The sequence below is a fragment of the Blastomonas sp. genome (assembly GCF_041747255.1).
Taxonomy (GTDB): Bacteria; Pseudomonadota; Alphaproteobacteria; order Sphingomonadales; family Sphingomonadaceae; genus Blastomonas.
Genome location: NZ_JBGTFM010000024.1, coordinates 1 through 1,813, shown reverse-complemented (window position 1 = coordinate 1,813; position 1,813 = coordinate 1). Strand labels below are relative to the sequence as shown.

The 1,813-nt window shown below is 59.8% G+C and carries 2 protein-coding genes; one reads left to right on the top strand and one right to left on the bottom strand.

Annotation, left to right across the window (positions count from 1 at the left end; all coding sequences use genetic code 11):
• Positions 1-3 precede the first annotated feature (3 nt).
• Complete coding sequence (locus tag ACEW8G_RS00895; protein ID WP_373486567.1) at positions 4-894, top strand: prephenate dehydratase; 891 nt, start codon at positions 4-6, stop codon at positions 892-894.
• Between the two features lie 6 nt (positions 895-900).
• On the opposite strand, the gene ACEW8G_RS00890 is transcribed toward ACEW8G_RS00895, so the two are convergent.
• Positions 901-1,813 (bottom strand): cation:proton antiporter (locus ACEW8G_RS00890; RefSeq protein ID WP_373486566.1); only part of this gene is annotated, 913 nt, incomplete at its 5' end.

Genomic DNA, 1,813 nt, shown 5'->3' with positions numbered 1-1,813 from the left:
CATATGGCCAGCTATCCAAAAATCGCCCAGTCGCTTATCGCTACGATGGCAGCACGCGCCGCCGATGCGTCTGATCGGGCCATCGCCTTTCAGGGTGCGCCTGGCGCCTTTTCGCATATCGCTGCGCAGGCGTTCGCACCCGACGCCCTGCCGCTGCCGTGCTTCTCGTTCGAAGATGCGATGGACGCGGTCAAGGACGGGCGTGCGGCACGTGCCATCATCCCGATTGAAAATTCGCAGCATGGCCGCGTGGCTGACATCCACTTTCTGTTGCCTGAAAGCGGACTGAACATCGTCGCTGAGTATTTCCTTCCGGTCCACCATTGCCTACTCGCGAAAAGCAGCGGGCCATTTGCCTCCGCGATCAGCCATCCGCAGGCACTGGGTCAATGCCGCCAATATCTGCGCGGCAACCATATCGCGCCGATCAATTACGCCGATACGTCAGGCGCGGCAGCATTTGTCGCTGAATCTGATGACGCCGGGCTGTGCGCCATCGCCTCGCGCTTGGCAGGTGAACTGTTCGGGCTGGATATTGTGGCTGAAGGCATCGAGGATGCGGACCATAACATGACCCGGTTCGTCGTTCTGGCCGAAAGCGCCGATGACCCTTTGCCGGGCAACGGCCCGGTCATGACCAGCATGATTTTTGAGGTGAACAGCATCCCTGCTGCACTGTTCATGGCGCTATCCGGCTTTGCCACTAATGGCATCAACATGACCAAGCTGGAAAGCTATATCCGCGGCGGCAGCTTTGCAGCGGCAGAGTTTTACGCGGATATCGAGGGCATGCCGGGTGATCCGCCAGTGGACCGCGCGCTCAAGGTGCTGGCCTATCACAGCAAATGGGTGCGCATATTGGGCAGTTATCCGCAGGCACTGCAGCGCGTTTAGCAGAAATCAGCTCTCACTTTCTGCCGTGCGACCGAAGTGGCGATCAAGTCGCTTCATAATCGGCGTAACCGACAGGCCATGAATGACGATCGAGGCAAGCACGATCAGCCCCACGACCTCCCACAGCAAATGATGCTCCGGAAAATCGCCGTGGTTGACGGCAAACGCAAGATAATAGACCGACCCCAGTCCCCTGATCCCGAAAAACGCGATGACAAACAGCTCAAGTTTCGGTCGGTCCACCCCGGTGAGCGCGATCCAGCCGATAAGCGGACGGATGATCAGAAGTACCACCGCAGCCAAGCCGACGGCCTGCCAACTGATCGACGCCAGCAGTCCGCCGCCGGTCAACATGCCGCCGAACAGCAGGAGTAGCACCATCATCACAAGCCGCTCGGTCTCGTCAGCGAAATCAAGCAGCTCTCGGTTGAAATCATCGCCCTGCGCCGCAGTGCGCAGCATCAGCGCGGCGACAAAGACCGCGAGGAAGCCGTAGCCCTGAACAAATTCGGCCATGGCATAGATCGCGAGGGTCATGCCAAGGGCAATAAAGCCGTCACCGGTGCGCGACAGCCGGGTATCGTCGGGCAGAAAATAAATGATGCGCCCCAGCAACCACCCGCCAGCCAGCCCCGCGAGCAAGCCGAGACTAAGTCGCCAAATGACATCGTGCCAAAACCATAATCCCAGCCCGCCCGCACTCAAGCCTGCGCCCGCCGCGAGCAGAGCCAGATAGACAAAGGGAAACGCCAGTGCATCGTTGAGGCCAGCCTCTGATGTGAGCGCAAAACGCGCCTCACACCCTTCATCACCATCTGACCGTTCGATCTGGACATCGGAAGCCAGGACCGGGTCGGTCGGCGCCAGACAGGCGCCAAGCAGAATGGCGGAAGCCAGAGGCAGGCCGATGATCCACATG

What these genes read in the sequence shown, in the direction of transcription:
- ACEW8G_RS00895 (WP_373486567.1), top strand. Translation starts at nt 4, where the DNA reads ATGGCCAGCTATCCAAAAATCGCCCAGTCGCTTATCGCTACGATGGCA.